This is a genomic window from Arthrobacter sp. NPDC057013, from assembly GCF_042674585.1.
In the GTDB taxonomy this organism is placed as follows: domain Bacteria; phylum Actinomycetota; class Actinomycetes; order Actinomycetales; family Micrococcaceae; genus Arthrobacter.
The window spans coordinates 278466-305427 of the sequence record NZ_JBHUSE010000002.1; the positions used below are offsets into that span (position 1 = coordinate 278466).

The 26962-nt window shown below is 67.1% G+C and carries 29 protein-coding genes; 10 read left to right on the forward strand and 19 right to left on the reverse strand.

What is annotated here, in order from left to right:
• Positions 1-306 precede the first annotated feature (306 nt).
• The 5 genes from ACFTSA_RS05220 to ACFTSA_RS05240 form a co-directional block, all read right to left on the reverse strand.
• Positions 307-1335, reverse strand: coding sequence for an NADP-dependent oxidoreductase (locus ACFTSA_RS05220; protein WP_377950139.1), 1029 nt, complete (start codon positions 1333-1335; stop codon positions 307-309).
• On the reverse strand, positions 1332-1763 hold the full coding sequence (locus ACFTSA_RS05225; RefSeq protein WP_377950140.1) for an organic hydroperoxide resistance protein: 432 nt from the start codon (positions 1761-1763) through the stop codon (positions 1332-1334). The genes ACFTSA_RS05220 and ACFTSA_RS05225 overlap by 4 nt, the downstream gene beginning before the upstream one ends.
• Before the next feature lie 60 nt (positions 1764-1823).
• On the reverse strand, positions 1824-2258 hold the full coding sequence (locus tag ACFTSA_RS05230; protein ID WP_377950141.1) for a MarR family winged helix-turn-helix transcriptional regulator: 435 nt from the start codon (positions 2256-2258) through the stop codon (positions 1824-1826).
• A gap of 124 nt (positions 2259-2382) precedes the next feature.
• Positions 2383-3582 (reverse strand): amidohydrolase, encoded by a 1200-nt coding sequence (locus tag ACFTSA_RS05235; protein ID WP_377950143.1) that lies wholly within the window; start codon positions 3580-3582, stop codon positions 2383-2385.
• A gap of 100 nt (positions 3583-3682) precedes the next feature.
• A complete protein-coding gene (locus tag ACFTSA_RS05240) occupies positions 3683-4816 on the reverse strand; it encodes a mannose-1-phosphate guanylyltransferase (protein ID WP_377950145.1) in 1134 nt (377 codons plus the stop codon).
• A gap of 257 nt (positions 4817-5073) precedes the next feature.
• Between ACFTSA_RS05240 and sdhC the strand changes: the two genes are divergently transcribed.
• From sdhC to ACFTSA_RS05265, 5 genes are all read left to right on the forward strand, one after another.
• Entirely contained in the window at positions 5074-5454 is a 381-nt protein-coding gene (gene sdhC, locus ACFTSA_RS05245; protein ID WP_076798412.1) for a succinate dehydrogenase, cytochrome b556 subunit, read from the forward strand.
• A gap of 3 nt (positions 5455-5457) precedes the next feature.
• Positions 5458-5949 (forward strand): succinate dehydrogenase hydrophobic membrane anchor subunit, encoded by a 492-nt coding sequence (locus ACFTSA_RS05250; RefSeq protein WP_377950146.1) that lies wholly within the window; start codon positions 5458-5460, stop codon positions 5947-5949.
• Between the two features lie 105 nt (positions 5950-6054).
• A complete protein-coding gene (sdhA, locus tag ACFTSA_RS05255; RefSeq protein ID WP_377950147.1) occupies positions 6055-7857 on the forward strand; it encodes a succinate dehydrogenase flavoprotein subunit in 1803 nt (600 codons plus the stop codon).
• Between the two features lies 1 nt (position 7858).
• Positions 7859-8641 carry a succinate dehydrogenase iron-sulfur subunit gene (locus ACFTSA_RS05260; RefSeq protein WP_354261993.1) on the forward strand — a complete coding sequence of 261 codons (783 nt, stop codon included), beginning with the start codon at positions 7859-7861 and terminating at the stop codon, positions 8639-8641.
• 96 nt (positions 8642-8737) lie between these two features.
• Positions 8738-9508: an alpha/beta hydrolase family protein gene (locus ACFTSA_RS05265; RefSeq protein ID WP_377950148.1), complete on the forward strand. Its 771-nt coding sequence runs from the start codon at positions 8738-8740 to the stop codon at positions 9506-9508.
• On the opposite strand, the gene ACFTSA_RS05270 is transcribed toward ACFTSA_RS05265, so the two are convergent.
• The 13 genes from ACFTSA_RS05270 to glyA all read right to left on the reverse strand — a co-directional run bounded on the left by ACFTSA_RS05270 (position 9465) and on the right by glyA (position 21745).
• Positions 9465-10478, reverse strand: coding sequence for a YihY/virulence factor BrkB family protein (locus ACFTSA_RS05270; RefSeq protein WP_377950231.1), 1014 nt, complete (start codon positions 10476-10478; stop codon positions 9465-9467). The two genes, ACFTSA_RS05265 and ACFTSA_RS05270, sit on opposite strands and share 44 nt — an antisense overlap.
• Before the next feature lie 88 nt (positions 10479-10566).
• The gene (locus ACFTSA_RS05275; RefSeq protein ID WP_377950233.1) at positions 10567-11175 is read right to left on the reverse strand and encodes a 2'-5' RNA ligase family protein; all 609 of its coding nucleotides are present in this window, start codon (positions 11173-11175) and stop codon (positions 10567-10569) included.
• Between the two features lie 4 nt (positions 11176-11179).
• Positions 11180-12268, reverse strand: a complete 1089-nt coding sequence (trpS, locus tag ACFTSA_RS05280) for a tryptophan--tRNA ligase (RefSeq protein WP_377950150.1) — start codon at positions 12266-12268, stop codon at positions 11180-11182.
• A gap of 18 nt (positions 12269-12286) precedes the next feature.
• Positions 12287-13120: an exodeoxyribonuclease III gene (locus ACFTSA_RS05285; protein ID WP_377950151.1), complete on the reverse strand. Its 834-nt coding sequence runs from the start codon at positions 13118-13120 to the stop codon at positions 12287-12289.
• A 10-nt stretch (positions 13121-13130) separates the two neighbouring features.
• Positions 13131-13694 (reverse strand): hypothetical protein, encoded by a 564-nt coding sequence (locus tag ACFTSA_RS05290; protein ID WP_377950152.1) that lies wholly within the window; start codon positions 13692-13694, stop codon positions 13131-13133.
• A gap of 64 nt (positions 13695-13758) precedes the next feature.
• Complete coding sequence (locus ACFTSA_RS05295; RefSeq protein ID WP_377950154.1) at positions 13759-14592, reverse strand: ABC transporter permease; 834 nt, start codon at positions 14590-14592, stop codon at positions 13759-13761.
• Positions 14589-15407, reverse strand: a complete 819-nt coding sequence (locus tag ACFTSA_RS05300) for an ABC transporter permease (protein WP_377950235.1) — start codon at positions 15405-15407, stop codon at positions 14589-14591. Before ACFTSA_RS05300 ends, ACFTSA_RS05295 begins: the two co-directional genes overlap by 4 nt.
• Before the next feature lie 100 nt (positions 15408-15507).
• Positions 15508-16461: an ABC transporter ATP-binding protein gene (locus tag ACFTSA_RS05305; protein WP_377950237.1), complete on the reverse strand. Its 954-nt coding sequence runs from the start codon at positions 16459-16461 to the stop codon at positions 15508-15510.
• Positions 16462-16649: 188 nt separating this feature from the next.
• Entirely contained in the window at positions 16650-16958 is a 309-nt protein-coding gene (locus ACFTSA_RS05310) for an SHOCT domain-containing protein (protein ID WP_377950155.1), read from the reverse strand.
• A gap of 639 nt (positions 16959-17597) precedes the next feature.
• Positions 17598-18263 (reverse strand): response regulator, encoded by a 666-nt coding sequence (locus ACFTSA_RS05315; RefSeq protein ID WP_377950157.1) that lies wholly within the window; start codon positions 18261-18263, stop codon positions 17598-17600.
• Positions 18260-19441, reverse strand: coding sequence for a sensor histidine kinase (locus ACFTSA_RS05320; protein WP_377950158.1), 1182 nt, complete (start codon positions 19439-19441; stop codon positions 18260-18262). Before ACFTSA_RS05320 ends, ACFTSA_RS05315 begins: the two co-directional genes overlap by 4 nt.
• Positions 19442-19537: 96 nt before the next feature.
• Entirely contained in the window at positions 19538-20437 is a 900-nt protein-coding gene (locus ACFTSA_RS05325) for a bifunctional methylenetetrahydrofolate dehydrogenase/methenyltetrahydrofolate cyclohydrolase (RefSeq protein ID WP_377950160.1), read from the reverse strand.
• Positions 20438-20440: 3 nt separating this feature from the next.
• The gene (glyA, locus tag ACFTSA_RS05330; RefSeq protein WP_377950162.1) at positions 20441-21745 is read right to left on the reverse strand and encodes a serine hydroxymethyltransferase; all 1305 of its coding nucleotides are present in this window, start codon (positions 21743-21745) and stop codon (positions 20441-20443) included.
• A gap of 302 nt (positions 21746-22047) precedes the next feature.
• Here glyA and purU point away from each other — a divergent pair, with 302 nt between their 5' ends.
• Together purU and ACFTSA_RS05340 are read left to right on the forward strand one after the other, a co-directional pair.
• Positions 22048-22908 (forward strand): formyltetrahydrofolate deformylase, encoded by an 861-nt coding sequence (gene purU, locus ACFTSA_RS05335; protein ID WP_377950163.1) that lies wholly within the window; start codon positions 22048-22050, stop codon positions 22906-22908.
• 121 nt (positions 22909-23029) lie between these two features.
• Positions 23030-23389 carry a class I SAM-dependent methyltransferase gene (locus ACFTSA_RS05340; protein WP_377950165.1) on the forward strand — a complete coding sequence of 120 codons (360 nt, stop codon included), beginning with the start codon at positions 23030-23032 and terminating at the stop codon, positions 23387-23389.
• Between the two features lie 24 nt (positions 23390-23413).
• Here ACFTSA_RS05340 and ACFTSA_RS05345 read toward each other — a convergent pair whose 3' ends face one another.
• Entirely contained in the window at positions 23414-24376 is a 963-nt protein-coding gene (locus ACFTSA_RS05345; protein ID WP_377950166.1) for a DMT family transporter, read from the reverse strand.
• On the opposite strand from ACFTSA_RS05345, the gene ACFTSA_RS05350 reads away from it, so the two are divergent.
• The 3 genes from ACFTSA_RS05350 (at position 24375) to ACFTSA_RS05360 (ending at position 26948) form a co-directional block, all read left to right on the forward strand.
• Positions 24375-25787 (forward strand): PLP-dependent aminotransferase family protein, encoded by a 1413-nt coding sequence (locus ACFTSA_RS05350; protein WP_377950167.1) that lies wholly within the window; start codon positions 24375-24377, stop codon positions 25785-25787. The two genes, ACFTSA_RS05345 and ACFTSA_RS05350, sit on opposite strands and share 2 nt — an antisense overlap.
• A gap of 149 nt (positions 25788-25936) precedes the next feature.
• Positions 25937-26275 carry a DMT family transporter gene (locus ACFTSA_RS05355; RefSeq protein WP_377950168.1) on the forward strand — a complete coding sequence of 113 codons (339 nt, stop codon included), beginning with the start codon at positions 25937-25939 and terminating at the stop codon, positions 26273-26275.
• Positions 26276-26420: 145 nt separating this feature from the next.
• The gene (locus tag ACFTSA_RS05360; protein ID WP_377950169.1) at positions 26421-26948 is read left to right on the forward strand and encodes a gamma carbonic anhydrase family protein; all 528 of its coding nucleotides are present in this window, start codon (positions 26421-26423) and stop codon (positions 26946-26948) included.
• Positions 26949-26962: the final 14 nt, after the last annotated feature.

The window sequence follows — 26962 nt, forward strand, 5'->3', positions numbered from 1 at the left end:
CCAGATGAAAGAGAAGGGCGCCACGAAGGAGATTCAATGAGTGTCTGTTTCAAATGCTCCACACCGAAATTCTGTTTTCACTGATGGGTTCGCAGCACTGCGCCGAAGCGCGCTTATGAGGCCACTGTAGTGTCCTGCGCCACTTCGGAATAACACAACGGCGTCGAAAACGAAGATTGTTGAGAACCTGTTACCTACGGGTAGCCTCGCCCCTCCATGCACAGCGCGAACTGGCAGCTAATCCCCTCAAATGTGCAATTTCGGGGCATTAGCTGCCAGTTCGCGCTCAGGAGTTGCCGGTACGCACTAAAGACGGACGAGCATCTTTCCGGTGTTGCCGCCGTCGAGCATGTCCATGAAGGCCTGCGGAGCGTTCTCCAGGCCGTCGACCACCGTCTCGTCGTACCGGACGGTGCCGTCGGCCAGCCAGCCGGCCATCCGCCCGGCGAACTCGGCGGCATGCTGCCGCTGGCCGCCCACCAGGAACCCGCGCAGGGTGAGCTGCTTGCCGATCGCCACGGCCAGGTTGCGCGGCGCTGCCGGCGGCTCGGTCGAGTTGTACTGGGCGATGGCGCCGCACATGGCCACGCGGCCGCCAACGTTCAGCACGGACAGCGCCGCTTCGAGGTGGTCCCCGCCGACGTTGTCGAAGTACACGTCGATGCCGTTGCTGCCCGCCGCAGCCTTCAGCTGGTCCACGACCGGCGCGTCACGGTAGTTGAACGCCGCGTCAAAGCCCAAGTCCAGCAGCCGGGCAACTTTCTCCGGCGTACCCGCGCTGCCAATCACCCTTGAGGCCCCCATCGCTTTGGCAATCTGCCCCACGAGCGAGCCCACCGCACCGGCGGCACCGGAGACGAACACCGCGTCCCCGGGCTTGAACTCCGCGACCTTCAGCAGGCCGGCGTACGCGGTGAGTCCGGTCATGCCCAAGGCACCCAGGAACGCCGACACCGGGGCCAGGCTGGTGTCTGCGGGGGTGGTCCGCTCCGCGTCCACCACCGCATGCTCCCGCCAGCCGAGCTGATGTACGACGACGTCCCCCACCTTGCGTTCATCGGACCGGGACGCGATCACCTCACCCACCGCACCGCCGTCGAGCGCTTTGTCCAGCGCAAACGGCGCTGAATAGGACTTGGCGTCATTCATGCGGCCGCGCATGTAGGGGTCCACCGAAATGAACATGTTCCGGACCAGGACCTGGCCCTCGTTGAGGGCCGGGACGGGCGTCTCAGCGAGCCGGAAATTTTCCGGGACCGGCCGCCCTTGCGGCCGGGAGGCCAGCTGGATCTCCCGGGTGGTCGCCGGCAACGTGGCTGCTGCCCCGGCGCTCACGCTGCGAACTCCACGAGCGTGAGGGCGACGTCCATGTTGCCGCGCGTCACGTTGGAGTACGGGCATATGGTGTGCGCCTTGGCCATAAGCGCCTCGGCAGTGCTGCGGTCCAGTGCGGGAAGGGCGATTTCCAGCTCGGCGGCCAGGCCGTAGCCGGCGCGGTCCTCGAGGGCGCCGAAGTGGATCTTGGCTGCGACGGCGGAGTCCGTGAGATCGGCCTTGGCCTGCCGGCCCACCACGCGGAGGGCTGAGTGGAAGCACGCCGCATAGCCGGCGGCGAACAGCTGTTCCGGGTTGGTGCCCTCGCCGTTGCCGCCCAGCTCCACCGGGCTGGCGAGGTTGACGTCGAGCTTGCCGTCCTTGGTCCGCGCGGAACCGTCGCGGCCTTCACCGGACGCGAGGGCCTCGGCGGTGTAGAGGGTCTTCAATGGATTTCCTTCCGGTTGGGAGGTCTGCGGGCTTGGGTCTGGTTGTTCGGGGGGCGCTGCTCAGAGCGAATCGTGCAGGGCAGCCGTGAGCTTGCCGAGGGTCTCGCGAAGCTGGTCAAGCTCGCCGGGACTCAGGCCCGCGGCGGCAGCGAGGTGCTGCGGCACGCCGGAGGCCTTGCGGCTGAGGGCGCTGCCGGCATCGGTCAGGTGCACGGCAACCCGGCGCTCGTCCTCGGCGGAGCGCCGCCGCTCGACGAGCCCCAGCGCCTCGAGCCGCTTCAGGAGGGGCGAGAGGGTGCCGGAGTCCAGCCCAAGCTCCTCCCCAAGTTCCCGGACGCCGCGCGGCTCGTTTTCCCAGAGCACCAGCATGACGAGGTACTGCGGGTACGTGAGGCCGAGGTCGTCCAGGAGCGGGCGGTAGACGGCGGTGGCAGCCCGCGACGCGGAGTAGAGGGCAAAGCACACCTGGCGGTCAAGACGGGGAGCATCGGGCATGAGCACAACGGTAACGCGCAATTCAATTGTGCACAACTTACCGCCCTAAAAGAAAGCGCGAACTGGCAGGTAATGCCCTCAGACCTGGAATTTGAGGGCATTAGCTGCCGGTTCGCGCTGTTGCCTAGAGGTCCCGGATGGTGCGGAGGGCTGCGGCGGTGAGGACCTGGATGCCGTAGCCGAGGGCCCGCTCGTCCAGGATGTAGTCGCCGCGGTGCAGGTCGTACTCTTCCCCGCCGGGGGTCTTGGTGCCGAGGCGCATCATGGCCCCCGGCAGCTCGGCCAGGAACCAGGCGAAGTCTTCCCCGCCCATGGACTGCGGCGTCAGCACCACCGAACTTTCGCCGATTTCGGCTCGGGCAGCAGCCTCGATCAGTGCCGTCTCGTGCTCCGAGTTAACCACGGGAGGTACGCCGCGGGTGTGCTCCAGCCGCACGTCCACGCCGTAGGGAGCGGCTACCTGGTGCACCACTTCATCCAGCAGTTCGCCGGCGCTGTGCCACGCGTCACGGTCCAGGCAGCGCATGGTTCCGGCCATGTATCCGGTGCCGGGGATCGCGTTGGGCGCCGACCCGGCGGAGATGTGCCCCCACACCACCGAGACACCGCTGCGGACATCCACCCGGCGGGACAGGACGGCCGGCACGTTCACGGCAATCTGCGCCAGCGCGAAAACAAGATCCTCGGTCAGGTGCGGGCGCGAGGTGTGCCCGCCGCGGCCGGAGAGTTCAATCCGGATGGTGTCCGACGCCGAGGTGATGGCGCCGATGCGCGTGCCGATCTTGCCCACTTCGATGCGCGGGTCGCAGTGCAGCGCCAGGATCCGGGGCACGCCCTCCAGGACGCCTTGCTCGATGCAGGAGTGGGCCCCGCCGGGCATGGTTTCCTCGGCGGGCTGGAAGATGATGCGCACTGTCCCGCCCAGCGGGGACTCCTGGTGCATCCGGTGCAGCACCAGGGCGATGCCCAGCATGGTGGTGGTGTGCACGTCGTGGCCGCAGGCGTGGGTGACGCCGTGGTTCTTCGAGGCGAACGGGAGTCCCGTTTCCTCGATGATCGGCAGGGCATCGATGTCACCGCGGAGCGCCGTCGCGATCGGCCCCTCGCCGACGTCGACAGTCAGGCCGGTGCCCTCGAGCCGGCGGGGCTTGAGGCCGGCAGCCTCGAGCCGCTCGGCCAGCTTGTCCGTCGTCCGAAATTCCCTGAAGGACAATTCGGGGTGCGCATGCAGGTCACGGCGAAAATCGATCAGTTCCGGCAGCAGGGGCTCGAGCCACGGCCCCACCAGGGCAGTGGGCTCAGCTTCAGTAGTGTAATTGCGCACACCTCAACTCTAGCGAGGCCGGAAAAATTAGCGGCATCGCCTTCTCCGCGTTACGTGTTCGCCGTCTCCGGTTTGCGCAGCGCTGGAAGAGGGGTGTCCGCTAGAGGACGTCGGTGTCGCCGCTCGCCTTCAGTGCGTCGACGGCCTGCTTCACCCGCTGCGAGTGCTGCTTGGTGGTGACCAGCAGCGCATCCGGGGTGTCCACGATGACGACGTCCTTGATCCCGATCAGCGCGATCACGCGCTTGGTGTCCGAGACCACCACGCCGCTGGCGTTTTCGGTGAAAACGCGGGCGCCCTCGCCGAGGACGGTCACCTCGTCCACTTCCTTGGCACTGTTCAGCCGCCCCACGGAGGCGAAGTCACCGACGTCGTCCCAGCGGAACGAGCCAGGTACGACGGCGACGTCCCCGGCTGCCGCTGCGGGCTCGGCGACTGCGTAATCAATGGCAATCTTGGGCAGGGTGGGCCAGACCCGGGCGGTGACTTCATCGCGCTGCGGGGTGTCCCACGCCTGGGCGATTTCCTGCAGGCCGTTGAACAGCTCAGGCTGGTTCGCCTCCAGGTGCTTGAGCATGAGGGAGACGGGCGCCACGAACATGCCGGCGTTCCAGACATAGTCGCCGCTGTCCACGTACTGCTGGGCAACGTCCTCGTCCGGCTTCTCCACGAACTCCACCACAGCCTGGGCGTTGGGGGCTCCTGGAATGCGCAGCGAGCCTCCGGAGCGGATGTAGCCAAACCCCGTGGAGGGGTGCGTCGGCTTGATGCCGATGGTCACGATCTTGCCGGCCGCGGCTGTGTGGATGGCCTCGCGGACAGTGTCCTGGAAGAGCCCGTCGGGGCTGATCACATGGTCCGCGGCGAAGGAACCCATAATGACGTCGGGATCGCGCTGGTGCAGGATGGCTGCGGCCAGGCCGATGGCGGCGCCGGAGTCCTTGGGCTCGCTCTCGAGCACAAGGTCGCCGTCCTCAACCTCGGGAAGCTGGCTGCACACGGCGTTGCGGTGCGCCACGCCGGTGACCACGAGGACGCGGTTTCCGGCCAGCGGTTCGAGGCGGTCGTAGGTGGCACGCAGAAGCGTGCTGCCAGAACCGGTCAGGTCGTGAAGGAACTTGGGAGCTGCTGCACGTGACAGAGGCCAGAGGCGGGTCCCCACACCGCCTGCAGGAATCACAGCGATAAAACGGCTGAGAGGTGAATCCTGGCTTGTCACTTTGTCGTTACTCATCAGGCCCTACTTTAGCCGACGCACCTCAGGACGGCCTTCCGCCGGCGGCCGGCATGCCGATACAGTGGCAACGGATGTGGTCTTCGTCTCAAAATAACCGAAAATCCGTACAGTAGCTGGCGGGCAAGGAACACCTGAATTGAATAAGCTGTGAGCGAAGCCTAGATTTAGGCCTGAGCTACGAGTGCTCTCGCAGCAGGCGTTTCCCCCGGCGTGGATCCCGCGCCAGCGCCGCTGTGTTCAGGGAGGTTTATTCAGTGCCGACGAAACCAGCTGGCACCTTGTACCGCGGCCGTGAAGGCATGTGGTCCTGGGTTGGACACCGCATTACGGGTGTAGTGATCTTTTTCTTCTTGTTGGTCCATGTGCTTGACACCTCGCTGGTGAGGGTGTCGCCTGAGGCCTACACCGCCGTAATCGGTGCCTACAAGAACCCGCTGATGGCCCTGGGTGAAACGGGCCTCGTCGCAGCGATCGTGTTCCACGCCTTCAACGGCCTGCGGATCATCGCCGTCGACTTCTGGAAGAAGGGCGCCAAGTACCAGCGCCAGATGCTCTGGGTGGTGCTGGGCCTGTGGGTCGTCACCATGGTTGCCTTCGCCATCCGCCACCTGTCCCTCGCGCTCGGAGGTCACTAAGCCATGTCTGCAACTGAGATCCAGCCCCCGCGCAGTGGACAGATCGCCGGCAAGCCCGAGTCCGGCAAGATCGCCGCGAAGTACCGCCGCAACGGCAGTTCGCGCGGCAACTTCGAAATGCTGGCCTGGCTGTTCATGCGCCTCTCCGGCGTGGTCCTCGTTGTGCTGATCTTCGGCCACCTCATCGTGAACCTCCTGGTGGGCGAGGGCATCCACGCCATCGACTTCGGCTTCGTTGCCGGCAAGTGGGCAGATCCATTCTGGCAGTTCTGGGACCTGGCCATGCTGTGGCTGGCCATGCTGCACGGCACCAACGGTGTGCGCACCATCATCAACGACTACGCCGAGAAGGACTCCACCCGCTTCTGGCTCAAGATGGTCCTCTACGCAGCCTCCGCCGTCATCATCATCCTCGGCACCCTGGTGATCTTCACCTTCAACCCGTGCCCTGTGGTGGACGGCGTCCAGCTGCCCGGCGGCTTCTGCCCCGCGTAGCATCCCGTGGCGGCCCGCCATCCATTGGCGGGCCGCAATTTTGTGCGGAGACGGCTTTGACCGCCCGCTGTTTTATTGCGAATTTTGAGAGAAAGAGCGTCTGGTATGCAGGTCCATAAGTACGACGTAGTCATCGTCGGTGCCGGTGGCGCCGGGATGCGCGCCGCGATCGAGTCCGGTCAGCGTGCGCGAACAGCAGTACTGACCAAGCTGTACCCCACCCGCTCCCACACGGGTGCGGCGCAGGGCGGCATGTGTGCAGCCCTGGCCAATGTCGAGGAAGACAACTGGGAATGGCACACCTTCGACACCATCAAGGGCGGCGACTACCTGGTTGACCAGGACGCCGCTGAGGTCATGGCCAAAGAGGCCATCGACGCGGTGCTGGACCTCGAGAAGATGGGCCTGCCGTTCAACCGCACGCCCGAGGGCCGCATCGACCAGCGCCGCTTCGGCGGCCACACCCGTGACCACGGCAAGGCTCCGGTGCGCCGTGCCTGCTACGCCGCCGACCGCACGGGCCACATGATCCTCCAGACCCTGTACCAAAACTGCGTCAAGCACAACGTTGAGTTCTACAACGAGTACTACGTCCTGGACCTCCTGACCGTCGAGGAAGACGCCGTGCGCGAGGACGGCACGCCGTTCAAGCAGAAGCGCGTCGCCGGCGTCGTGTCCTACGACCTCGCCTCCGGCGAGCTGCACGTCTTCCAGGCCAAGTCCGTGGTGTTCGCCTCCGGCGGCGCCGGCAAGGTCTTCAAGACCACCTCCAACGCCCACACCCTGACCGGTGACGGCATGGGCATCGCGTTCCGCCGCGGCATCCCCCTGGAGGACATGGAGTTCTTCCAGTTCCACCCGACCGGCCTCGCCGGCCTCGGCATCCTGCTGTCCGAAGCCGCACGCGGTGAAGGCGCCATCCTGCGTAACTCCGAGGGTGAACGCTTCATGGAGCGCTACGCCCCCACCATCAAGGACCTTGCCCCGCGTGACATCGTGGCCCGCTCCATGGCCAACGAGGTCCGCGAAGGCCGCGGCTGCGGACCGAACAAGGACTACGTGCTCCTTGACCTCACGCACCTCGAGCCGGCCCACATCGACGCCAAGCTGCCGGACATCACCGAATTCGCCCGCACCTACCTCGGCGTTGAGCCCTACACGGAGCCGGTCCCCGTCTTCCCGACGGCGCACTACGCCATGGGCGGCATCCCGACGAACATCACCACCGAGGTCCTGCAGGACAACGACACGGTGGTTCCGGGCCTCTACGCCGCCGGCGAGGTGGCCTGCGTTTCCGTGCACGGCTCCAACCGCCTGGGCACCAACTCCCTGCTGGACATCAACGTGTTCGGCAAGCGCGCCGGCATCGCCGCCGCCGAGTACGCCAAGACGGCTGACTTCGTGGAGCTGCCGGACAACCCGGAAGCGTTCACCATCCAGCTGCTGGATGTGGCCCGCAACGCGAACGGCACCGAGAAGGTCTCCGCTATCCGCAAGGAACTGCAGGACACCATGGACGCCAACATGCAGGTGTTCCGCACGGCAGACACGCTGAACCAGGTTCTGAAGGACATCGAGTCCTTCGAGGAGCGGTACACGCGCATCAACGTCCAGGACAAGGGCAAGCGCTTCAACCTTGACCTGCTGGAGGCCGTTGAGCTCGGATTCCTGCTGGAACTGGCCCGGGTCATGACGGTTGCTGCCCTGCACCGCGAGGAATCCCGCGGCGGCCACTTCCGCGAGGACTTCCCGGACCGTGACGACGAAAAATTCATGAAGCACTCCATGGCGTACAAAGAAGACCACGCACCGGCCGACGGTTCCGCGGAGGAGGCAATCGCCGGTGTCCGGCTTGCCACCAAGCCGGTTGTCTTTACGCGCTACGAGCCGATGGTGAGGAAGTACTAATATGTCCGCTGAACTTGCTGAACCAGCCTCCAAGATCGAACTTCCCGCCGGTGTTGGCGGCGGCGGGGAAATCCCGACGTTCGACATCACGCTGCGCGTCCGCCGCTACGACCCCGAGGTTTCCGCCGAAGCCCGCTGGGACGACTTCAAGCTGACCATGTACGGCACGGACCGCGTGCTGGACGCCCTGCACAAGATCAAGTGGGACATTGACGGCAGCGTCTCGTTCCGCCGTTCCTGTGCCCATGGCGTCTGCGGCTCAGATGCCATGCGCATCAACGGCCGCAACCGCCTGGCCTGCAAGACCCTGCTGAAGGACCTGGACACGTCCAAGCCCATCACGGTCGAGCCCATCAAGGGCCTGCCGGTGGAGAAGGACCTGATCGTGGACATGGAGCCGTTCTTCCAGTCCTTCCGCGAGGTCATGCCGTTCCTCATCAACAAGGGCCACGAGCCCACCAAGGAACGCCTGCAGTCCGCCGAGGACCGTGAGCGCTTCGACGACACCACCAAGTGCATCCTGTGCGCCGCGTGCACGTCGTCCTGCCCCGTGTTCTGGACCGACGGCCAGTATTTCGGCCCGGCAGCGATCGTGAACGCCCACCGGTTCATCTTCGACTCCCGTGATGACGCCGGCGATATGCGCCTGGAGATCCTCAACGACAAGGAAGGCGTGTGGCGCTGCCGCACCACCTTCAACTGCTCGGAGGCATGCCCCCGCGGCATCCAGGTCACGCAGGCCATCGCAGAGGTCAAGCAGGCCATCCTGGCCCGCAAGATCTGACACCGCTTAGTAACGGACGACGGCGTCGCTCACCACGTACGGGAAACGTACGGTGAGCGGCGCCGTCGTCGTATTCGACCACCGAGGTAGGAAAAGATGCACCGCTCCGAAAAAGTCTCGTTCGAAGGCACCACCGGCGAACTGCTGTCCGGGATCCTTGATGTGCCGGAAGGCCCGGTGAAGGGCTGGGGCGTCTTTTCGCATGGCTTCACCCTGGGCAAGGACAGCCCCGCGGCGTCGCGGATGTGCAAGGCGCTGGCGGACAACGGGATCGGCATGCTCCGCTTCGACAACGTGGGCCTCGGCGGCTCCGCGGGCCAGTGGTCGGCGGGGTCCTTCAGCCACAAGGTGGCGGACACGGTCCGGGCCGCGGAGTACATGAGGGCCGGGGGCCGGGCTATTTCGCTGCTGGTGGGGCATTCCTTCGGCGGCGCCGCCGTGCTCGCGGCTGCGTCCGAAATCGCTGAAGTCGACGCCGTTGCGACCGTTGGGGCACCCTTCTCCCCCAAGCACGTCGCCCATGTTTTCGATGCCGCCCTGGACAGGATCCTGAGCGAGGGCAGCGCCGAAGTGGACCTCGGCGGCAAGCGCGTGGAAATCCGCCGGCACTTCGTGGAGGACCTGGAGAACGCGGACCTCACGGACTGCATCCGGCGGCTGCACAAGCCCCTGATGGTGCTGCACTCCCCCACGGACAACACTGTGGGCATCGAGAATGCCAGCACGATCTTCCAGACCGCCCGCCATCCGCGGAGCTTCGTCTCGCTGGAGGGCAGCGACCACCTGCTGACAGGCAAGGGGCAGGCTGCGCGGGCCGCGAAGATTATCGCGGCGTGGGCCGACCAGTACCTCGATGCCGGACACTGACGCCCGGGGGGCGCGGACGCTCGGCCGGGTGGTTCCGCTCCACCGGAGTCTTTCCGGGCTGCACCTGCCGTGACCCCCAGCCGGTGGTTTTGGCCGCCGGAGCGGTCCTCAGGTCCTCCTCGCGGATGGCCGACCAGGCCGCCGAAACGAGGTAGACCTGGCTGACCAGGTTGAACCAGATCAGCAGCCCGATGATGATGGCGAAGGGCGCCAGGATGGGGTTGCGCCCGGCGCCGGCCAGCAGTTCGGTGCTGAAGACCTGCAGGACGGTAGTGCCCACGCCGGCGAGGATGGTTCCTTCCAGCAGCGCCTGCCTGGAAAGTTTGAGGCCGCCGGCCAGACGGAACATGATGAGCGCCGTGATCCAGTTCAGGACCAGCGGCACGGCGATCTTGATCAGCGCCGCCACCGGCCCTCCCACGGCCGCGTCCAGACGGAGCTGCTCCATCGCCCAGCCAGCGGCGGTGCCGAACACCAGGGACGCACCCGAGCTGATGACCAGGGCGACGCCGAGCAGCAGCAGTGTTCCGGCGTCGTGCAGTTTCATGACCACGGGGTTGAGCTTGAGCGGCCCCAGCATCATCACACCGCGGAGTCCCTCCCGGAGGCCGGCGATCCAGCCCAGGGACGTGATGACGGTGACCACGGCGGCAATCACTGCCGTCCAGCCGAGACCGTCGGGGTTCAGGAGGTCCTTCGGATCCACCAGCCCGTCGCCGCCGTCGACCTTCAGCAGGCCCGGGGCGCTTTCCGCCACGCTGGCAACGATCCGGTCCAGGAGTGCGGGCTGGCCGCGGAGCGCCAGCCCCGCGATGGAGAACCCGGTGGTCAGCAGGCCGGTGATGGAGAAGAACATGTTGAAGCCGGTGCCCGCGCTCATCAGGGGGCCGTGTTGCCGCGTGTAATGCTGCCAGGCCCGCATCGGGCGGAAGGCGTTCAGCCTGGCCTGCAGCCACTGGACCAGGGCCATGAACTGGGGAAACGCCCCCTTCCCGGACCGGCGGACCTTGCCCAACTCCACCTGCTTGCGGATGACCTCAAGCTTGAGTTGTGCCCGCTCAGTGGGGAGCGGTGGCTCCGTTGGCGTTTGGTGCTCGGAGGGCGTCCCGTTCATCGTCTGGTTCGGTACCAAAGTCAAGCTCTTCCCGTAGCTGCCAAATACCGCCGGTGTCGTGCTCGTAAAGTCCCATGCTAACCACCGGGAAGGTCGCCCTGTAGTCTTTCAGCACCGTTTCGGCCTCATCAAGGCTTTCGGGGGCGACGTCGTGGGCAATGGTCACATGCGGGTGGTAGGCAAAGGGCAGCTCACGTGCGAGCGGTCCGGTCTGGAGCTTTTCGTGCAGGTCGACGCACTCCTGGAAGCCGTCCTCCACGTTGATGAAGACCACCGGGGAGACGGGCCGGAAGGACCCCGTTCCGGAGATGGTCACCATGAACGGGGCCTGCGTCCGGGCGACCTGCCGCACGTGGTCGCGGGCCGCTTCCCAGTCCTGCGTGGGTGTGGTGGTGACGAGGGTGATGTGCGCCGGAATGACGGTGGCCATGGGGTCCCCGAAAGATGCCCGCCACCGCTGCAGTTCCTCGGCGATTTCAGGCGGGAAGCCGAGAATGACCCCGAGGCTCATTCCGTTGCTGGCTCCGCTGTTGGCGGGTTTGGGGGCCGGCATCTCGCTAGCGGGCTCCGGCATACGGCAGGAAGCCAGTCTTGGCATAGACATCCTGGAGGGTGGCGGAGGCGATCGCGCGGGCCTTGTCGGCGCCGTGGGCCAGCAGCCGGTCCAGCTCCGCGGGGTCTGCCAGCAGTTCGTTGGCGCGGTCGCGGATCGGCGTCAGCCGCTCGGTCACCACTTCGGCGAGGTCCACCTTGAGATGACCGTACATCTTGCCCTCGTAGGCTTTGACCAGCTGGTCGACCGTCTGCCCCGTGATGGCCGAGTAGATGGTGAGGAGGTTCGACACGCCGGGCTTTGTCTCCCGGTCGAACCGGATCTCCGTCTCGGCGTCGGTCACGGCGGACTTGATCCGTTTGGCGATGACCTTGGGGTCGTCGAGCAGGTTGATCAGCCCGTTGGGCGACTCCGCGGACTTGGACATCTTGGCCGTGGGAAGCTGCAGATCGTAGATCTTCGCCGATTCCTTCTGGATGAAGGGCTCGGGAACAGTGAACGTCTTGCCGAACCGGGTGTTGAACCGGGCGGCGAGGTCGCGGCTGAGCTCAACGTGCTGGCGCTGGTCCTCGCCCACCGGTACGCCGTGCGGCTGGTAGAGCAGGATGTCTGCGGCCTGCAGGATCGGGTACGTGAACAGGCCGACGCTGGCAGCGTCCGAGCCCTGCCGGAGCGACTTGTCCTTGAACTGGGTCATGCGGGAGGCCTCGCCGAAGCCAGTGATGCAGTTCAGGACCCAGGCCAGCTGGGCGTGTTCGGGCACCTGGGACTGGACGAACAGCGTGCACTTGTCCACGTCCACGCCGCCGGCGATGTACTGGGCAGCGGTGACGCGTGTCCGGCGGGCCAGCTCGGCGGGGTCCTGGGGAACGGTGATCGCGTGCAGGTCCGGGATGAAGAAGATGGCGTCGTACTCATCCTGCATGCGCACCCAGTTCACGAGGGCGCCGAGGTAGTTGCCAAGGTGCAGCGAGTCGGCGGACGGCTGCATCCCGGACAGGATGCGGTGCCGGATCCCGGCAGCCGGCTGGGTTCCGTTGGCTGCCTCAGGCTGCGCAGCTGCGGTGTCGGACACGGTGGAAGTGGAAGTCATTCGTCGGAGCCTTTGGAACTAGAGCCGGTAGTCGACTACCAGCGGGGCATGGTCAGAGAAGCGGGTGTCCCACGACGGCGCCCGGTCCACGACGGCCTGCACTGCGGCGGCCGCGAGGTCGGGGGTGGCCAGGTGGTAGTCGATGCGCCAGCCGGTGTCGTTGTCGAACGCCTGGCCGCGCTGCGACCACCAGGTGTAGGGGCCGTTGACGTTGCCCGCCAGGCCCCTGTGAACATCCTTCCAGCCGATTTCCTCGCCAAAGAAGCGGTCAAAGTAGGCACGCTCCTCCGGCAGGAAGCCGGCACGCTTGACGTTGCCCTTCCAGTTTTTGATGTCCAGCTCCGTGTGGCCGACATTCAGGTCACCGGTGACCAGGGCGTGGTCACTGTGCTTGGTGAGCTCGGGCAGGCGCGTGCTCATGAGGTCCAGGAAGCGGTACTTGTCCTCCTGCTTGGGGGTGCCCGCCTCACCGGAGTGCACGTAAGCGCTCACGACGGTCAGCTGGGACGCGTTGCCTTCGGCGTCGCGGACCCGAAAGTCCGCCTCCACCCAGCGGCCGGCCGTGGCGAAGTAGTCGTCGCCGATGTGGTCGCGGGTGACCAGGGGCTCCTCGCGGGAGGCGATGGCGACGCCGGCGCGGCCCTTGGCCTCTGCCTCGGCGTGCAGGATGTGCCAGCCTTCACCGATGAGCTGGCGGACGATCGCGTCAGGTGCACGCACTTCCTGCAGGGTCAGGATGTCCACTTCGCGGGTCGCGAGCCACTCCGACATGCCTTTTTTGTAGGCAGCGCGGAGGCCGTTGACGTTGACTGTTGCGATGCGAAGGTGGTCCTTCTTCAATGCCGAGCTCACCCGTTCCACTCTAGTCGATGATGGTTCCGGTCACGGGCTCGCCGGAGCCGCCGGACGACTTGATCATGTCACGGGCGTTGGTGGCGGTGATCTCAATGGTCTCGAGGGCACGGCGGATGGTGTCCTGGTCCGCGGCTGCACCCTTGGCCCGCTCCTGCTCCACCACGCGCACCTGTACCTGCACGATCTTGAACGAGTGATCCAGCTTCATGTCGCGGAGCTCCTCCGCCTCGCCGCGTTCGCGGACCAGCCGGGTTCCGCCATGGTCGGCGGAAACGGTGGAGGGCGCACGGCCGGTGGCGGCGTTGAACGCGTTGTGCGCCTCGTTGATCTTGGCGCCGGCCTTCTTGGCCGCCCGCTGGATGCTGAAGACCACGAAGGAGGCCAGCGCCAGCCAGAACAGCGCGATGACGGCAACAACCCAGCCGACGACGTCGTTCTGGTTGGCGGCGAAGATCACAGCCACCAGGAACGCGGTGACCAGGACCAGCAGGCCCGGGCCGCTGATGCGGAACAGAGAGAATCCACCCCGGCCCGGCGTGGATGACGACTTGGAGCTGCCCAGAGATTGCATGAAGCTATTCTCTCAAATCCCCGGAGCGCCCCAGGACGCTTCCACCGGCGGCGAACAGCAGCGCTTACTTCAGGAACAGGCTCCGCAGCCTGCCTGTGGTGAGCATGAGGCCGAGCACGATCATCACCAGGTAGTAGCCCACGTGGATGGCCGTGGCCGGAGTGAAGGACGCGGCGCTGATCTGCCGCAACAGCTCCACGCCGTGCCACAGCGGCATGGCCTGGATCAGCCACTGCATGTACTCGGGGTAGACGCTCAGCGGATAGAACGTGGCGCTGAAGAGGAACATCGGCAGCATGATGAAGTTCACCCAGTCCATCTGCTGGAAGGTCTTCATGAAGCTGGTGATGCCCATGCCGAAGCTGGCGAATCCGAACGCGATCAGCACCGAGGCCGGGATCATCAGCAGCGCCCACGGGGTGGTGATCAGGCCCATCACGCCCATGACCGCCGTGAACCCGGTGGCGTAGAGCAGTCCGCGCAGCAGAGCCAGGAAGATCTCTCCGATGGCCACGTCCAGCGGCCCGAGCGAGGTGTACAGCATCCCCTGGTAGAGCCTGGCGAAGTTCATTTTGAAGAAGACGTTCCAGGTGGAGTCGTACACCGCCCCGTTCATGGCCGAGACCGCCAGCAGAGCCGGTGCGATGTACGCCGCGTAACTGATCTCCTGGCCGCCCGGCCCGGCAACGGAGCCCACCACGGCACCCATCCCGACGCCCATGGAAATCAGGAACAGCACCGGCTCGAAGAACCCGGACAGCATGACCAGCCAGTTGCTGCTCTTGGTGGCCATCAGCCCGCGCCCGATCACCGCACGGGCGTTGCGTGAGTACAGCGGGCCGAAGCGCCGGTTCCGGGCTTCCTCCGTGACTGTGTGGCCCTGGGTCAGGACTGTCACTGCCCCATCCTCCTGGCGAATTGGCGCTTGGTGAGGACCCAGCCGAACCAGGCCAGGGCCAGCAGGAACACGACGTGGATGATGGTCAGCACCGGGGATTCCTCGTAGCCGAAGGTCATCACCCTGCCAAGCTCCGTGCCGTGCCAGATGGGCGAGATCCAGCCGACCCAGCGGACCAGCACCGGCAGCGTGTCCAGCGGGAAGAACGTGCCGGAGAACAGGAACAGGGGCATGACGATGAACCGCATCACCATGGCGAACTGGCCCTTGTCCTCCTTGATGGACGCCGCGTAGGCCATGAGCGGCAGGCCGAAGGAGAGCCCGGCCAGGGTTGCCACCAGCACGGAGCCCCAGCCCCAGCCGCTGGGCGATGCGCCGAACATGGCCACGATGACGAAGTAGATGACCGACTGCAGCAGGAACCGCAGGGTCACCGCGATGATCTGCCCTGCCGCGATCTGTTCCGGGGTCAGCGGGGATGCGTGCGGCCCATAGTAGACGCGGCGCCATTTGAAGCCGTCCATCACCGGGAACGTGAATTCGTTGGCTGCCGTCATGACCGCGGCGGAGACCAGCAGCGCCGGGGCGATGAAGGCAATGTAGCTGACCCCGCCGAACGCGGTGGCGCTGTTGGTGTCCACCAGCGTGGCCAGGCCGACCCCCATCGCGAACAGGTACGCCGCCGGCTGGCCCACGCTGTACAGGAAAATGGACCAGCCGTAGCCCTTCATGACCCGCAGGACCTGCTCGGCGTAGTAGAAGGCGCCCCAGCGCCGCGCCTTGGCGGCCGACACCTCCGGAGGGTGGGCACGCAGGGTGCGTCCCGCCGTCGGGCCTTCCGGCGAATTCCCGACGGCGGCGCGCCCGGGAGCAGCCCCGGTGGCGCGTCCGCTGGCGGGCACGGCAGGCGACGGCTCAGTCAACGAGGCTCCTGCCCGTGAGCCGGAGGAACACGTCCTCCAGCGAGGACCTGCGCACAAGGGACGTCAGCGGCCGCAGCCCGCGCGCGGAGACTTCCTCCAGCGCCGCCTCGCCGTCGTGCGTGTAAATCAGGACCCGGTCCGGGAGCGTTTCCAGCCGTTCGCCGATGCCCTCGAGCTCCGCACCGATGCTGGCATTGCGCTCCGACCCGAACCGCAGCTCCAGGACCTCGCGGGTGGAGTAGTCCCGGATGAGCGACGCCGGCGAGCCCTCTGCCATGATCCGGCCCTTGTCCACCACGATGAGCCGGTCGCACAGCTGCTCGGCCTCGTCCATGTAGTGGGTGGTGAGGATCAGCGTGACGCCCTGCTCCTTCAGCCGGAACAGCCGGTCCCAGAGGATGTGGCGCGCCTGCGGGTCCAGGCCCGTGGTGGGCTCGTCGAGCAGCAGGATGCGGGGCTCATTGATAAGCGAGCGCGCGATGGTGAGGCGGCGCTTCATGCCGCCGGACAGGGCGTCCACCTTGGACTTGGCCTTGTCGGTCAGCTGCGCGAATTCGAGCAACTCGTCCGCCTTGGGCCTGAGGTAGCTCATGGGCAATCCGAAGTAGCGGCCGTAGACCAGCAGGTTGTCGCGGACCTTGAGTTCCTCGTCCAGGTTGTCCTGCTGCGGCACCACGCCCAGGTGTGCGCGCACCTCGGGGCCGTTCCGCTCGGGGTCCAGGCCCATGATGGTCAGGGTTCCGGAGGTCCGCTGGGACACACCGCCGATCATTTTCATGGTGGTGGACTTCCCCGCGCCGTTGGGGCCAAGCAGCCCGAAGGACTCCCCCGCCGGAACGCTGAAGGAAATGCCGTCGACGGCGGTGACGTCGCCGTAGGTCTTGGTCAGGTTCTCGGCGGTGATCACGTACCGCGGCGCGGCGGGCCGTGCGTCTTCTTGGGGCACAGGTTTCTTGGACGTTCCTTCGGCGGAATGGAGTTCGGGCACCCCATTACGCTAGTACGCGGCGTTGGCCAAAGGAATAGCTAAATCTCAAAAAACCCGAACAGCAACGCGGGGTCGCTTCCGCCCAATGTTGGCGCATTATTGGGCGGTATCTGGCCTCGCGTTGCGGTTCGCGGTAGCTGTTGGCGTTACCGGCGGTTTCCCCTGGAGTCCCCCCGCAGGACCTCCAGCCGCTGCCGGTATTCGGTCTCGTCGATTTCGCCGCGTGCGTAGCGCTCACGCAGGACGCTTTCGCCGCCGCGGGCAGTGGCCCACTCGTGGTTCCGCCGCCAGGTCCGCCGGGCGAAAAAGATGAACAGTCCAATCACCAGGATCCAGAACAGCGGGAAGAACAGGAACCATGGCGAGAATCCGCCGGCCCACGGGCCGTGGGTGACGGGGTCGGCCAGCAGCTGCGCGGACTGGACCGCGAACGCGGTGGCTAGGGAAGAAGTCATGTCATGCTCCCAAAATCTCGGTCAGGGCCGTCTTTCGGCTCTGATTCGAGTCTGGCCGTCCGACGGCGGCGGGTCGTCCGACGCCGGGAGTCACCTTGGGTGCCCCTCGTACTCCGCCGGGAGTCCCGCCCCTGCTGCCTCGGCCAACGGACCCTCTCTCACTCCCTACCGGTTTCAAACGGACCCTCTCTCACTCCCTACCGGTTTCAAACGGACCCCCTCTCACTCCCTACCGGATTCAAACGGACCACCTCTCACTCCCTACCGGTTTCAAACGGACCACCTCTCACTCCCTACCGGATTCAAACGGACCCCCTCTCACTCCCTACCGGATTCAAACGGACCCCCTCTCACTCCCTACCGGATTCAAACGGACCCCCTCTCACTCCCTACCGGTTTCAAACGGACCCCCTCTCACTCCGTACCCGCCTTTGAAGCCTCCTTCCGGGCGTTCCTGGCGAGAGATCGTCCTCAGGAAGCCCACAGGAAGTGAGGGAGCGTTGTCGGGAAACGTGCAGGAGGTGATAGAGCGCCGGTGGTTGGGCTGCAGGTAGTGAGAGAGGGTGGTCGGGAAACGTGCAGGAGGTGATAGAGCGTCTGCGAAAGAGCGGCTCTGCCGCCTCGGCCGGATCTGCAGCCCTAGCCGGCCCAGCCCGGCCGGACGAGGCCCGATTCGTAGGCCAGCACCACCAGCTGGGCGCGGTCGCGGACCAGCAGCTTGGTCATGATGCGTGAGACGTGCGTCTTGGCCGTGAGTGGCGTGATGACGAGCCGCTGGGCGATCTCCGCGTTGTTCAGGCCCTCGCCCACGAGCCGCAGGACTTCACGCTCACGCTCGGTGATGTTCTCCAGCGACACCGGAGCCGCCATCGCCCGGGACTGCAGGGCGAGCTGGGCCATGATGCGCCTGGTGACCGACGGCGAGAGCAGGGCGTCGCCGTCGTGGACCACCCGGACGGCGCGGAGCAACTCCTCCGGCTCGGTGTCCTTCACCAGGAACCCTGCCGCCCCGGCGCGCACCGCCTCGGCGATGTATTCATCCAGTTCGAAGGTGGTGAGGATGATGATGCGTGTGCCGGCGAGGCCCTGGTCCGCCATGATTTTCCGAGTGGCCTCCAGACCGTCCGTCCCGGGCATCCGGATGTCCATCAGCACGACGTCGGGATGCTCCCGGGCCGCGAGGCGGACAGCGTCGCGGCCGGTTCCGCACTCGGCCACCACCTCCATGTCCGGTTCGGCGCTCAGGAGGGCACGGAAGCCGGCGCGGATGAGGGTCTGGTCGTCGGCCAGCAGGATCCGGATCATGCTCCCTCCCCTTCTGTTCCGGGGAAAGGTCCGGCCGGCCGGCCGGCCACCGGTATCACTGCCCGCACCCGCCAGCCCGGACGCAGCGGAGTAAGGTGCAGCGAACCGCCCACGGCGGCCGCCCTCTCCCGCATCCCCGTCACGCCGTTGCCTTCCGGCACTCCGGCAGCCCCGGCGCCGTCGTCGTCAACGGTCACGGTGAGCTGCTTTCCGGGTTTCCCCGCCGCCGTCGTGCCCTCGAGGGCAAGGACGACGGCGGCCTTCCGGGCGCCGGAATGCCGCACCACGTTGGTCAGGGCCTCCTGGACGATCCGGTAGGCCGCTTCCTGGACGGCGTCCGCAAGCTGCTGCACAGCAGCCGCGTCCGGCTGGCTCAAACTGACCTCGAGCCCCGCGCGGCGGGCATCGTCGGCGAGCCCCGGAATCCTGTCCAGCCGCGGCGGGGGCGCGGGGCTCAGCGGGGCTTCCTCGCGGAGCACCCCAAGGAGCTGGCGGATCTCAGCCAGCGAATCCTTGCTCGCCGCCTTGATGGCCTCCAGCGCGGGCCGGAACTGGTCAGGGTCCTTGTCCCCGAGGTGCAGCGCCACGGAGGCGCGGACGTTGATGAGCGACAGGGAATGCGCAACGACGTCGTGGATGTCCCGGGCCAGTGCCAGCCGGTACTCATCGCGGGCAGCCTGTTCCCGCGCCTCGCGCTGGCGGTGCCGTTCTGCAACGCGTTCGGTGCGCAGCCGGATGCCCTCCCCCATCAGCACGAGAATGGCCAGCCACGAGGTGCCGGCGAAAGCCCGGACCAGGGCGAACTCGCCGCCGCCGGCTGCCGCACCGGCCACCAGGACGGCCGCACATGCGCTGGCCACTGCCCAGGTCTGCCAGCGCTTCCCGGCCGCGGCGGAGAGCACGAAGGCCAGCGCCAGCGCCAGGAACACCGGACCCCACGCATAGCCAAGGGCCAGGTACGCCCCCACGGACGCCGCGGCGGCCGGAAGCATCACCAGCGGGGCGCGGCGCCGCAGCGACAGGGCGGCCGGTCCTGCCAGCAAGAGAACGAATGCTAGAGCATCCAGCGGCCGGTGGTCCGGTTGCCGGGCGGAGGCGAAGACGGTGCCCACCACCTCGAAGATGGCCACGGCAACCACGATGGCTGCTGTGGGCGGTCCCCGGAATCGGCGCTGCATAGGTCCGAGCCTAGCCGGGAAGGCCGCACGCGTCGTCGGCTTAACGGGGTAGGGCGCCTACTCCCGGGGGAGTAAGCGCCCTACACGGTCCGCTGGTTACGCGATGCCCGCTTGGCGTTCCGCGGTTTCCACCACGTTGGCCAGGAGCATGGCGCGGGTCATCGGACCCACGCCGCCCGGGTTCGGGGACAGCCAGGCGGCGACGTCGGCGGCGTCGGGGTGCACGTCTCCGGTGACCACCGCCTTGCCGGTGCCGTCGTCAACACGGCTCACGCCGACGTCGAGCACAATCGCGCCCGGCTTCAGGTCCTCCGCCTTGACCAGGTGGGGCACGCCGGCCGCGGCGATCACGACGTCGGCCTGCCGGAGTTCAGCGGGCAGGTCGGCGGTGCCGGTGTGCGCCAGCACGACCGTGGCGTTGACGTCCTTGCGAGTCAGCAGCAGGCCTACGGGCCGGCCGATGGTGACACCGCGGCCGACCACCAGGACGCGCTTGCCCTTCAGGTCAATGCCATGGCGGCTGAGCAGTTCCACGCAGCCCTTGGGGGTGCAGGGTAGTGGGGACTTCATGGGGCCGCTGATGTTGGCCACGAGCCGGCCCAGGTTCATCGGGTGCAGGCCGTCGGCGTCCTTGTCCGGATCCATGGCCTCCAGGATGACGTCCTGGTCGATGTGCTTGGGCAGGGGCAGCTGGACGATGTAGCCGGTGCAGTCCGGGTTCTGGTTCAGCTCGCGGACCACGGCCAGGAGCTCGTCCTGCGTGGTTTCCTCGGGCAGGTCGCGGCGGATGGAGTTGATGCCCACCTCGGCGCAGTCCTTGTGCTTGCCGCCCACGTACCAGGTGCTGCCGGGGTCGGACCCCACCAGAATGGTGCCCAGTCCCGGAGTGACGCCCCTGGCCTTGAGTGCGGCCACGCGTTCGGTCAGCTCGGCCTTGATGGCAGCGGCGGTAGCCTTGCCGTCAAGGATCTGCGCGGTTTTTGCGGTTTCAGTCACGGATCACCACTGCTCGTGCTGCGGGTACAGCGGGAAGTCGGCTGCGAGCTTGTCCACGCGGGCCTGCAGCGCCTCGACGTCGGTGGCGGAGCCGGACTTCAGCGCGGTGGCGATGATCTCGGCCACCTCGGTGAATTCGGCGGCGCCGAAGCCGCGGGTGGCCAGGGCCGGGGTGCCAAGGCGCAGGCCGGAGGTGACCATCGGCGGGCGCGGGTCGAACGGGACGGCGTTGCGGTTGACGGTGATGCCCACGGAGTGCAGGAGGTCCTCGGCCTGCTGGCCGTCCAGCTGCGAGTTGCGCAGGTCCACCAGCACCAGGTGGACGTCGGTGCCGCCGGTGAGGACGGAGACGCCGGCCTCGGCAACATCGGACTGGTTGAGGCGGTCGGCGATGATCTTCGCGCCTTCCAGGACGCGCTCCTGGCGCTCCTTGAATTCGGCGGTGCCGGCGATCTTGAAGGCCACCGCCTTGGCGGCGATGACGTGCATGAGCGGGCCGCCCTGCTGGCCCGGGAAGACGGCGGAGTTGAGCTTCTTGGCCCACTCCTGCTTGGCCAGGATGACGCCGGAGCGGGGGCCGGACAGCGTCTTGTGCACGGTGGAAGTGACGACGTCGGAGTGCGGCACCGGGCTCGGGTGCAGTCCGGCGGCGACCAGGCCGGCGAAGTGCGCCATGTCGGTCCAGAGCAGCGCGCCAACCTCATCGGCGATGGAGCGGAACGCAGCGAAGTCGAGGTGGCGCGGGTACGCGGACCAGCCGGCGATGATGACCTGCGGCTTTTCGGCGATGGCCTGCTCGCGCAGCTTGTCCATGTCGATGCGGAAGTTGTCTTCCTCGACCTGGTAGGCGGCAACTTCATAGAGCTTGCCGGAGAAGTTCAGCTTCATGCCGTGCGTGAGGTGGCCGCCGTGGGCCAGGGAGAGGCCCAGGATCTTGTCGCCCGGGGTAATCATGGCATGCAGCGCGGCCGCGTTGGCCTGTGCGCCCGAGTGCGGCTGGACGTTGGCGTATTCGGCGTCGAAGAGGTCCTTGACCCGGTCGATCGCCAGCTGCTCGGCGACGTCCACGTACTCGCAGCCGCCGTAGTAGCGGCGGCCCGGGTAGCCCTCGGCGTACTTGTTGGTGAGAACGGAGCCCTGGGCTTCCATGACCGCGCGGGGCGCAAAGTTTTCGGACGCGATCATTTCCAGGGTGCCGCGCTGGCGGCCGAGTTCCTGGTCCAGTACTGCGGCGATCTCGGGATCGAGTTCAGCCAGCGGCTGGTTGCTGACGGAGGAGGTGCTAACGGAAGTCGGTGAAGTTGTCACGAAGAACTCCTGGCTAGGGATGGGCACTGCTAAAGGTCAGGCTACCGGCTGGAACGTTGCTCCGCCCGTCGATGACCATCATCCGGAAACCCTTCCGGGCACAGGTCTCTAAGGGCGCCGCAGCGCACTGGGTGGCTGCTCTTCGAGAAGCGCAGCGCTACCGGCAAAACATGACCCTCGGCCCAGGCGTACGATCCGTGGTCTTCGTGAGTGCCGCTCCCTGGTGGTTAGCCACCCAAACGCCAGTTGCGACGCCACCACACTATCAAAACCGGGACCGACGCGCGGGTAGGCTGTTCTTCGTGAATGAAGACCAGCTCGCCAAAGCGTACGTAGTAACCCTGTCCTGCCCCGACCGCCCCGGAATCGTGCACGCCGTTGCCGGCGCCCTGCTCGTGGCGGGCTGCAATATTACGGACTCACAGCAGTACGGCAGCGAGTCCACCGGCACCTTCTTCATGCGCGTGGAAGCCACCACCATCGCATCCCAGAGCGAAGTGGTTGCGGCCCTGGAGCCGGTGGCTGAAGCCTTCGGCATGCAGTGGAACCTGAACCCCGTCGGCCGCAAGGTGCGCACCCTGCTGATGGCCAGCAAATCCGCCCACTGCCTGAACGACCTCCTGTTCCTGCAGCGCTCGGGCACCCTGCCCATCGAGATCCCCGCCATCGTCTCCAACCACCGGGACCTGGCAGGCCTGGCCGAGTTCTACGGCATTCCGTTCCACTACATCCCGGTGGCCCCCGACACCAAGGAACAGGCAGAGGACCAGCTGCGCAAGATCATCGCCGAGGAAGGCGTCGAACTGACCGTGCTGGCCCGCTACATGCAGATCATCTCCGACGACCTGTGCACGGAGCTCACCGGCAAGGCCATCAACATCCACCACTCCTTCCTGCCGTCCTTCAAGGGCGCCAAGCCCTACCACCAGGCCCATGCCCGCGGCGTGAAGCTAATCGGCGCCACGGCCCACTACGTCACCGCCGCGCTGGATGAGGGCCCGATCATCGAGCAGGAAGTCATCCGCGTCGACCACGCGCGCACGCCGGAGCAGTTCGTGCAGATGGGCCGGGACGTGGAGGGCCGCACCCTCGCCCAGGCCGTGCAGTGGCACGCCGAACACCGGGTGCTGCTGGACGGCAACCGGACGGTCGTCTTTAACTGACCGCTGTTTAGCTGGCTTACGGTGGCCGACCATCGCCGCCGCGGGTAATGCGCCCGCGGGGGCTTGGGTTCCCGGGAACCGGTTCACACGCGGCGGGTTTTAACCAACACTGGTTAACACGATGACGCTGCTGACCGAAACCTCGCTGGAACCTTTCATCGCCCTGCTCAAGGCCCAGGGCAGGCATGCCGTGCTGGACGTGTGCTGCGGCCCTGGTGACGACGGCCTGCGGTTCGTCCAGGCTGGCATCCACTACACGGGCGTGGATCCGTCTGACGGCAACGTCCGGTACGCCATGGCCCGCCGCCTGAGCGTGTCCGTGGCTGCGCCCACTCGCCTGCCCTTCGCAGCGAACACGTTCCCGGCGGTTTGGGCGGTCCAGTCACTGGAGGGGCTGACGGCAGACCAGGCGGACGACGTCGTGCGCGAGCTTGAGCGGGTGGCAGAACCGGGTGCGCCGATCGCCGTCGTTCTTCCCTGACTGCCGCCTGGCCGGCCGTCTCCTTTAGGATGCCGGCGGCCGGTTGAGCCGGACGCGGACGGCGGCGCCGGCGCAGAGTACGACCGCGAGTCCGCCGGCGACGGTGGCCGACGTCAGCTGCTCGCCGAGCAGCAGCGCAGCCCAGCAGATGCTCATCACCGGCTGGGCGAGCTGTACCTGGCTCACCTGCGCCATCGGCCCGATGGCAAGGCCGTGGTACCAGGCGAAGAACCCCAGAAACATGCTGACGACGCCGAGGTAGGCGAAGGCGGCCCACTGCACCGGCGTGCCCGCGGGCGGCTGCTGGGACACGGAGACAGCCACAAGAAGCACCATCACGGGCCCGGCCAGGACGAGGGCCCAGGATATGGTCTGCCACGCGCCAAGCTCGCGGGCCAGCAGACCGCCTTCGGCGTACCCCACGGCGGCGGCCAGCACGGCACCGAAGAACAACAGATCCGTCCGCTGCAGCTGGCCGAAGCCGCCGGGCTGTGCAAGGGCGAAGGCAACGGCAGCAACCGCCCCCGCTCCGGTCGCGATCCAAAACCCTACTCGCGGACGCTCACGGCCGCGGAGCACCGCCATGGTCGCCGTTGCCGCCGGGAGCAGTGCGATCACCACCGCCCCATGGCTGGCCGGTGCGGCGGTGAGTGCGAAGGACGTGAGCATCGGGAACCCGACGACGACGCCTCCGGCGACCACCGTCAGGCGCAGCCACTGCGCGCCGCGGGGCAGGCGCTGCCGCGTCAGCATGAGGGCCGCGGCGGCAAGGACCGCAGCCACAACCGCCCGGGCCGAGCCGATAAACAGCGGCGACAGCCCCCCGACCGCCAGGCGGGTCAAGGGAACGGTGAACGAGAAGGCCGCAACTCCCACGAGGCCCCACCAGATTCCTGCGTTATTACGGGCCGGTAAAACCGGTGGTGATCCGGGCGGTGACGATATCACTGGGCGCACTTGAGCAGTAGCGCTACTATTGTCTCTCATGAACCACGATAGCAGTTCCCGGATTGCGTCGGGGCTGAGGCAATGGGCCGCCACCGCGGCGGCCGGGTCGAGGCTGCCGTCGACGCGCTCGCTCGTCGCGGAGTACCAGGCCAGCCCGGTGACCGTTCAGAAGGCCTTGCAGACCTTGACGAGGGAGGGTGTCATCGAGAGCCGGCCAGGCGTGGGGACGTTCGTGCGCGCCGTCCGGACCGCGCGGCCGTCGGACTACGGCTGGCAGACGGCGGCTCTGCGGTCACCGCAGGCGCCGCTTCGGCCAGGCTCCGCTGCAATGCGCACCGCACCGAACGATGTCATTGCGTTCCATTCGGGCTACCCGGACCGCGAGCTCCTGCCCGAGCGGCTGGTCCGCGCGGCGCTCACTCGGGCGGCCCGGGGCGAGGCAGCGCTGTCGCGGCCCCCGGCGGCGGGGCTGCCCGAACTGCAGTCCTGGTTCGCCCACGAGCTCGGAAGCTCCACCCCGGCCGGCGTTGCCCCGCCAACCCCGAGCGACGTCGTCGTTCTTCCCGGCAGCCAAAGCGGACTGAGCTCCATCTTCAGGGCGCTCGTCGGCCACGGGCAGCCGCTGCTCGTGGAGTCCCCGACTTACTGGGGGGCCATCCTGGCCGCGGCCCAGGCAGGCGTCCGGGTCATTCCCGTGCCCAGCGGCGCCGGCGGGCCGGAGCCGGACGAGCTGGCCCGCGCCTTCGAGGAGACGGGGGCACGGATGATCTACGCCCAGCCGAACTACGCGAACCCCACCGGCGCGCAGTGGGACGGCCGGCGCGCGGAAGCGGTGCTGGACGTCGTCCGCAAGAACGGCGCCTTCCTGCTCGAGGACGACTGGGCCCACGACTTCGGTATCACCACCACACCCCAGCCCGTGGCGGCCCGCGATGATTCCGGCCACGTCGTGTATCTCCGGTCCCTGACCAAGAGCGTCTCCCCCGCTGTCCGGGTGGCCGCCGTCATCGCCCGCGGCCCCGCGCGCGACCGCATCCTGGCGGACCGGGCAGCCGAGTCAATGTATGTCAGCGGCCTGCTCCAGGCCGCTGCTCTCGACGTGGTCACGCAGCCGGCCTGGCAGACCCACCTGCGAAGCCTCCGGCACCAGCTCCAGTCCCGCCGCGACCTCCTGCTCACAAGCCTGATCCAGCACGCACCGCAGGCCCACATCGAGAATGTCCCCAAGGGCGGGCTGAACCTCTGGGCACGCCTTCCCGACGGGACTGACGTCGAACAGCTGGCCCGGAACTGCGAACGCGCCGGCGTCATCATCGCCGCCGGAACGGAGTGGTTCCCCGCCGAGCCGGCGGGGCCGTTCATCCGGCTCAACTACGCCGGCCCCAACCCGGGCGCTTTCGCTGAGGGCGCCCGGATCCTCGGCCAGGAGCTCGCGCGGACTCCCGGGTAATTTCACGGTTCTCCGGGCACCTAGAATGGGAGTGGTCTGGGTGCACAACGTCTTTGGTTGCGCCGGGTCTTTGGTTGCGCCGGGTCTTGGCGCACCGCGTTTTTTGGTGCACAGCGCCGGCAGCACGCCGGCCAGGCCAGGCCACCGCAATGGGAAAGGACAGCTTCTTGGGCTACGTGTATCTGGCACTGGCGATCGCCGCGGAGGTCCTGGGCACCAGCCACCTGAAATCGACAGAGGGATTCAGCCGGCTCTGGCCCAGCGTCTGGTGCCTGGCGTCCTACGGCGTCGCCTTCGCACTCCTGTCGCAGGTGATCAAGAGCGTGCCGGTCGGGGTGGCGTATGCCCTGTGGTCAGGCCTCGGAACGGTCGCGATCGTGGCCATCGGCGCCGTCTTCCTCGGCGAGGAACTGAACCTGATGAAGGTCCTCGGGATCGCGCTGGTGGTCGCCGGCGTCGTCGTGTTGAACGTCGGCGGAGCACACTGACGGACGTCCGAGACGGGACGCCATGACGGCACTCACTTGTCGCGACTAAAAGGCTCTTTAAGTCGTGACAACTGGACAAAAACTCCAAGGGAGGGAGCAGCTGCTGACGACGGGGCAGCGGGCCGCGGTGTCCTAGGCTTGTGGCATGGCTCCCATTTACCCGTTCGCCGGTGACACGCCGGACATCCACCCCTCCGTTTTCGTTGCGCCGACGGCGTCGGTCATCGGCCGCGCCACTCTCGCCGAGGACGCCAGTGCGTTCTACGGCGTCTCCGTGCGTGCCGATACCGCCGCCATCACCGTGGGCACCGGCAGCAACCTGCAGGACAACGTGGTCCTGCACGCCGACCCCGGCTTCCCCTGCAGTGTCGGGGCGCGCGTCAGCGTCGGGCACAGCGCCGTCGTCCATGGCTGCACCGTCGAGGACGACTGCCTCATCGGCATGGGCGCCACCATCCTCAATGGAGCGGTGATCGGCGCCGGCTCGCTCGTGGCGGCCGGCGCCGTCGTGCTGGAAGGGACGGTAGTCCCGCCCCGCTCGCTGGTGGCCGGGGTCCCGGCCAAGGTCCGCCGCGAACTCACCGATGAGGAGTTTGACGGCGTGAAGGGCAACGCTGCGCGCTACCGCGAGCTTGCCCGGGCCCACCGCGAACTCCACTGGCACAACCGCTGAGCTGAGGACCCGCA

What these genes read in the sequence shown, in the direction of transcription:
- ACFTSA_RS05230 (WP_377950141.1), bottom strand. Translation starts at nt 2,258, where the DNA reads ATGCCCGATGCTCCCCGTCTTGACCGCCAGGTGTGCTTTGCCCTCTAC.
- ACFTSA_RS05240 (WP_377950145.1), bottom strand. Translation starts at nt 4,816, where the DNA reads ATGAGTAACGACAAAGTGACAAGCCAGGATTCACCTCTCAGCCGTTTT.
- ACFTSA_RS05250 (WP_377950146.1), top strand. Translation starts at nt 5,458, where the DNA reads ATGTCTGCAACTGAGATCCAGCCCCCGCGCAGTGGACAGATCGCCGGC.
- sdhA (WP_377950147.1), top strand. Translation starts at nt 6,055, where the DNA reads ATGCAGGTCCATAAGTACGACGTAGTCATCGTCGGTGCCGGTGGCGCC.
- ACFTSA_RS05260 (WP_354261993.1), top strand. Translation starts at nt 7,859, where the DNA reads ATGTCCGCTGAACTTGCTGAACCAGCCTCCAAGATCGAACTTCCCGCC.
- ACFTSA_RS05265 (WP_377950148.1), top strand. Translation starts at nt 8,738, where the DNA reads ATGCACCGCTCCGAAAAAGTCTCGTTCGAAGGCACCACCGGCGAACTG.
- ACFTSA_RS05270 (WP_377950231.1), bottom strand. Translation starts at nt 10,478, where the DNA reads ATGGCCCTGGTCCAGTGGCTGCAGGCCAGGCTGAACGCCTTCCGCCCG.
- ACFTSA_RS05275 (WP_377950233.1), bottom strand. Translation starts at nt 11,175, where the DNA reads ATGCCGGCCCCCAAACCCGCCAACAGCGGAGCCAGCAACGGAATGAGC.
- trpS (WP_377950150.1), bottom strand. Translation starts at nt 12,268, where the DNA reads ATGACTTCCACTTCCACCGTGTCCGACACCGCAGCTGCGCAGCCTGAG.
- ACFTSA_RS05290 (WP_377950152.1), bottom strand. Translation starts at nt 13,694, where the DNA reads ATGCAATCTCTGGGCAGCTCCAAGTCGTCATCCACGCCGGGCCGGGGT.
- ACFTSA_RS05310 (WP_377950155.1), bottom strand. Translation starts at nt 16,958, where the DNA reads ATGACTTCTTCCCTAGCCACCGCGTTCGCGGTCCAGTCCGCGCAGCTG.
- ACFTSA_RS05315 (WP_377950157.1), bottom strand. Translation starts at nt 18,263, where the DNA reads ATGATCCGGATCCTGCTGGCCGACGACCAGACCCTCATCCGCGCCGGC.
- ACFTSA_RS05320 (WP_377950158.1), bottom strand. Translation starts at nt 19,441, where the DNA reads ATGCAGCGCCGATTCCGGGGACCGCCCACAGCAGCCATCGTGGTTGCC.
- ACFTSA_RS05340 (WP_377950165.1), top strand. Translation starts at nt 23,030, where the DNA reads ATGACGCTGCTGACCGAAACCTCGCTGGAACCTTTCATCGCCCTGCTC.
- ACFTSA_RS05350 (WP_377950167.1), top strand. Translation starts at nt 24,375, where the DNA reads ATGAACCACGATAGCAGTTCCCGGATTGCGTCGGGGCTGAGGCAATGG.
- ACFTSA_RS05345 (WP_377950166.1), bottom strand. Translation starts at nt 24,376, where the DNA reads ATGAGAGACAATAGTAGCGCTACTGCTCAAGTGCGCCCAGTGATATCG.
- ACFTSA_RS05355 (WP_377950168.1), top strand. Translation starts at nt 25,937, where the DNA reads ATGGGAAAGGACAGCTTCTTGGGCTACGTGTATCTGGCACTGGCGATC.
- ACFTSA_RS05360 (WP_377950169.1), top strand. Translation starts at nt 26,421, where the DNA reads ATGGCTCCCATTTACCCGTTCGCCGGTGACACGCCGGACATCCACCCC.